General features: G+C 46.2%; 3 protein-coding genes and 1 pseudogene. 3 read left to right on the top strand and 1 reads right to left on the bottom strand.

Going from position 1 to position 4,826, the window contains the following annotated elements:
• Positions 1–22 precede the first annotated feature (22 nt).
• Entirely contained in the window at positions 23–1,219 is a 1,197-nt protein-coding gene (locus tag ACTXGO_RS09710) for a CNNM domain-containing protein (protein WP_443574242.1), read from the bottom strand.
• Positions 1,220–1,832: 613 nt separating this feature from the next.
• On the opposite strand from ACTXGO_RS09710, the gene yajC reads away from it, so the two are divergent.
• The 3 genes and pseudogenes from yajC to ACTXGO_RS09695 all read left to right on the top strand — a co-directional run.
• A complete protein-coding gene (yajC, locus tag ACTXGO_RS09705) occupies positions 1,833–2,165 on the top strand; it encodes a preprotein translocase subunit YajC (RefSeq protein WP_317198964.1) in 333 nt (110 codons plus the stop codon).
• 127 nt (positions 2,166–2,292) lie between these two features.
• Positions 2,293–4,170: a protein translocase subunit SecD gene (gene secD, locus ACTXGO_RS09700; RefSeq protein ID WP_317198965.1), complete on the top strand. Its 1,878-nt coding sequence runs from the start codon at positions 2,293–2,295 to the stop codon at positions 4,168–4,170.
• 9 nt (positions 4,171–4,179) lie between these two features.
• Positions 4,180–4,826, top strand: a pseudogene (locus ACTXGO_RS09695) (protein translocase subunit SecF); the annotation flags it as partial.

Here is a 4,826-nt window from a genome sequence, read left to right as displayed (position 1 = left end):
TCAGTGATTAGGCAGTGAGCGATTAAGCTCTAGTCTCACCAATACCACTGCTGTCATCATCTTGCTCATCATCACTGATCTTCATACCCAAACGCTCAACTCGGCGATCCATCATCTGTCTTGCCAAGGCTTGCATATCTTCGACGCGATCGATCTCATCGACAATCTCAAGTCCAAGCAGAGTTTCAAAAACATCCTCTAAGGTGACAAGGCCTTTGACCTCGCCATACTCACCAACAGTGACCGCAATATGAATACGGTTTTTGAGCATAAGCTCTAGTAGATCAAACAGTTTCATCTTTGAGAAGACAAAAGTGATATCACGTTTAAACTGTGTTAAGGGCTTGTGCATCGCATGATTGACTTTGGCAAGTAGCATATCTGTCTTTAGCACAAAACCTGTAATATTGTCCAAATCTTCATCATAAATAGGCAAACGTGAAAAGGTCAATTTGGGTCTATCGACCAAAAGCTCAGCAACGGTCTTTTTTTGCTCAAAGGCGAGCATCACTGAACGCGGCGTCATAATGTCTTCGACTTTAATCGCACCAAAGGCTAATAAGTTGCGAATGATTCGTGATTCAAGTGGATCAATCTGCCCTGATTCTTCGCCGATACTGGCTAGTGCCGCAAACTCTCGGCGGCTAAAGACGTTGGCTTCTTTACCGCGAACCAGCAACTTGGTCAATTTCTCTGATATCCATATCAGCGGATATAAAAGCACAATAATACCGCGTACAAACAGAGCCACTATGCCGCTCAGTTGACGCCAGTACACAGTACCGAGAGTCTTTGGGATAATCTCTGATAAGAACAAAATCGCTAGAGTCATCACCCCTGAAAACAGACCGAACCAAGTGCTACCAAATACGATCGTTGCCTGCGCACCCGCACCGATGGAGCCTAAAGTATGCGCAACCGTGTTCAAGGTCAAAATAGCGGCAAGCGACTGATCGATATTATCGACTTTAAGACGCTTGAGCATGGCTGCTTTTTTGGGATTACGCTCTTGCACATCTGCAATAAAAGACGGCGTCATACTCAAAAGAACGGACTCTGCAAGCGAGCACAAAAACGAGATACCAATAGCAATAGCCACAAAGAGTATGAGTAAAGCAATATTCGTCGCTGTCGGCGCTGCTGTAGCCGCAGATGCTGTCGTTGCCGCCGCCGCTAGCACGGACTGCGGAGCTAGCGCGAGCAAGGCTACAGCCAGCATCACTGCTCGTTTGCTGCTAGAAAAGATGAGCCTGTTTATCGGCTCAGGTTCTTCGGGGACGTCATTCTCGCGCGCTTGCGAATGACTGATCGTAGAGACAAACATAGATATGGTGGACAAGTTAGGTAACCTAAACAAATGAGAAAAAGGAGCATAATGAGTTATGCTAAACGATAATGATAGTAGCACCGTTAGTGGCTTTTCACAATAACAGGCACTTGTTTTTGATGGTACCTGCCGCATATAAATTCAATAGTTAGCGCTAGCACTTTTAAAAGATTTTGGGCTTACCAAAGTCTTATAACGACAAGCCTAATGATTTCAATACTACTATGTGTGCCACTGTATTTTAGTGTTTCATCTTAATTAACTTTGGACGGATATCACTGTTATTTTGACTTTATATAATAGGTGTTTTTTGCACCAAGCAGATTTATACCTTGTACAGTCAATGAACGATAACATCGATAGTAGTTAAAATACGCACTTGCTTAGGTGAAATAATGCCAAGCCTATGATAAACAGTTACCAAGTCAAAGATTTTTTGTTACTATGCGTTTAATTTTATTATTGTGCTCAAATCTTTATCGTTAGTTAATCACTGAGAGAAATTATGAACTTTTTTATCCAATCTGCTCATGCCGCTGAAGCTGGCGCCGCTGGTGGTGCTTCACTATTTGGTCAGATCCTACTGCCCGTTGCGTTCTTTGCTATTTTTTACTTCTTAGTTATTCGCCCGCAGTCAAAGCGTACCAAAGAGCATCGCGCGATGGTTAGTGCTTTGACCGTTGGTAGTGAGATTATCTTTGCTGGTGGTTTGATGGGCCGTATCAAGCACTTAGAAGGTGACTATGCTGTTGTAAGCTTAAACAACAACACTGATGTCAAAGTGCAGCGCGCTTCTGTTATTTCAGTCTTGCCTGCTGGCACTATTGAGAGCGTATAACCTTTAGTTATTAAATGTGCACTATTACATAGAAGTGACCGCTTCAACGGTCACTTTTGTGCGCTTGAGCTCACAATAGGCACACAAGTTGTCTAACCCATTATGTTATCAACTTTAAGAAGTGATTATGCAATATCCCGCTTGGAAATACCTGATCATTACCGTCGTGCTTATCATAGCCGGTCTATATGCAGCCCCAAACCTTTATCCTGATGAACCTGCCGTACAGATAACTAGTGCGGCTGCAGGTACTCAGCTGTCTGAGGGTATCTTGACAGAGTCTGAGAGTCTGCTTGAGTCAGCTGGTATCGACTACCATAATGGTACGTTTGAAGGTAACAGTGCGCTTATACGTCTCGATAATCCAACCACGCAGCTCAAAGCGCAAGAGGTGCTTAAGCAGAACTTGAGTGAGGATTATGTCGTAGCCCTAAACTTAGCGCAAACGACGCCGCAGTGGCTGCGTGATATCGGGGCAAAGCCCATGAAGCTTGGGCTAGATTTGCGCGGCGGGGTGCGCTTTGTACTCGAAGTCGATATGGATAAGGCATTAGAGCAGCGCTTAACTAGTGCTAGCCGTGATATGCGCCGTGAATTGCGTGCTGAGCGCGTGGCGGTCACAGGTATTAAAACAGATGGTCTTAATATCGTATTGCACTTTGCTGATACCGATAGCCGTAATCGCGCGCAAAACATCTTGCAAGGCTCGATGGGTAACACTTTTAATCTGCAATCGTCTATCGATGAGCAAGGCCCTGCCTTAGTCATGTCATACAACGATGCTACTATCGATGAAATCAATAGTTACGCGGTCAATCAAAACTTGACGACTCTGCGTAATCGTATCGCAGAGCTTGGCGTGACTGAGGCTTTGGTTCAATCGCAAGGCGCTAGCCGTATCGTTGTTGAGTTACCAGGGGTACAAGATACCGCCGAAGCTAAGCGTGTACTTGGTCGTACGGCCAATCTTGAGTTTCGCCTGGTTGCTGAAGGTAGTGAGACTTATACGGGCGGTATTCCGCCTGCGGGTACCGAAGCCTTCCCGTTTGAGAGCTTAGATGGTCCGCCTGTGTTATTAGAGCGTCAAGCGATTGTCACAGGGGACAAGGTCACCAACGCGCAAACAGGTGTGGACGAGAGCGGTATGCCTGAGGTCAGTATTACTTTGGACAGCGCTGGCGGTAGGCTCATGCAAAACGCCACGCGCACCGCTGTTGGTAATCAGATGGCGGTTTTGTTTATTGAAAATAAGCAAAGAATCACTTATGAAGAGGATGCAGCGACTGGCGAGATGGTAGAGATACGTACGCCGTATGCCGAGACCAAAGTCATCAACCGTGCTAATATTCAGGCCGTTTTGGGTTCATCCTTTCGTATTACTGGACTCGATAGCAGTGCTGAAGCCGCTGAATTAGCCCTGTTACTACGCTCAGGTGCCCTTGCCGCACCGATGTATTTCGTCGAAGAGCGCACCATTGGTCCGTCACTAGGACAAGAAAACATCGAAAAGGGTCTGTTTTCAACGCAAGTGGGTTATCTGCTAGTCTTCGCCTTTATGATTATCTTTTATCGTCTATTTGGGGTCATTGCTAATGTGGCGCTGGCGATTAACGTTATTATCATTATCGCTATTATGTCGATATTAGGCTCGTCGCTGACTCTGCCTGGTATTGCCGGTATCGTCTTGACTATAGGTATGGCGGTCGATGCCAACGTGCTGATCTTTGAGCGCATACGCGAGGAGCTGGCAAATGGGGTGCGGCCAAAATCTGCTATCGTGGCAGGTTTTGATCGCGCCTTTAGTAGTATTTTTGATGCTAATATCACAACCCTACTGGTTGCTTTTATTCTATTCGCCATCGGTACAGGCCCTATCAAAGGCTTTGCCATCACTTTAGCTATCGGTATCGTCAGCTCATTATTTACGGCGATTTTGGTCACGCGCGCGCTGGTTCAAATTGCTTATGGCAAGCGCAAATCAATCAAACGTCTGAGCATCGGTTAGGAGAATACTATGGCGATTAATGATAACAATAACCCAGAGAACAATAACACGCCAACCTCTGGTGGTTCAGGCAGTGGCTCTAGCAATGATCCGAATAAACGCCGCCGCAACCGCAATAAGCCGCGCCGTGATGGTAAAGGGAGCAATACCCAAAAAAGCAGTCGCATCAATGACAGCGCCACTACTGATAAGCTTGATAAAGGCAACTCTAAAAAACAGTCACGCCGCGTAGGTTCTGCATTAGCCGCGCAAACGCCTGACCTTGTCAAAGACGAGCCGATAAGTGCTCATGATAGCGCCGCTGAAGATGCTGCAGCACAGGCTGAAGGCGGTATCAAAGCCGTTGGTAATCAGCGTATTATACCCTTTATGAAGATAGAAAAGCCGATGGCACTGTTGTCTTTATTTATGGTAATTGCCAGTATTATAGCCATCGCTGTTAATGGTCTAAACTTAGGGCTTGATTTCACCGGCGGCGTATCCGCTGATGTGCGCTATGAGCAGCCTGTTGAACAGATCGATGTGGTACAGGCACTAGCTAGTAATGGCTTTGATGATGCGGTAGTGCAGTATTTAGGCACGCGTGAGGAGCTACTCGTACGCCTGCCCCCTCAGTCTGATAATATCGATGGACTGAGCACTAGCCTTACTCAAGC

It is taken from the genome of Psychrobacter sp. T6-1, assembly GCF_052258445.1.
This window is presented reverse-complemented; position numbering and strand designations above follow the sequence as displayed.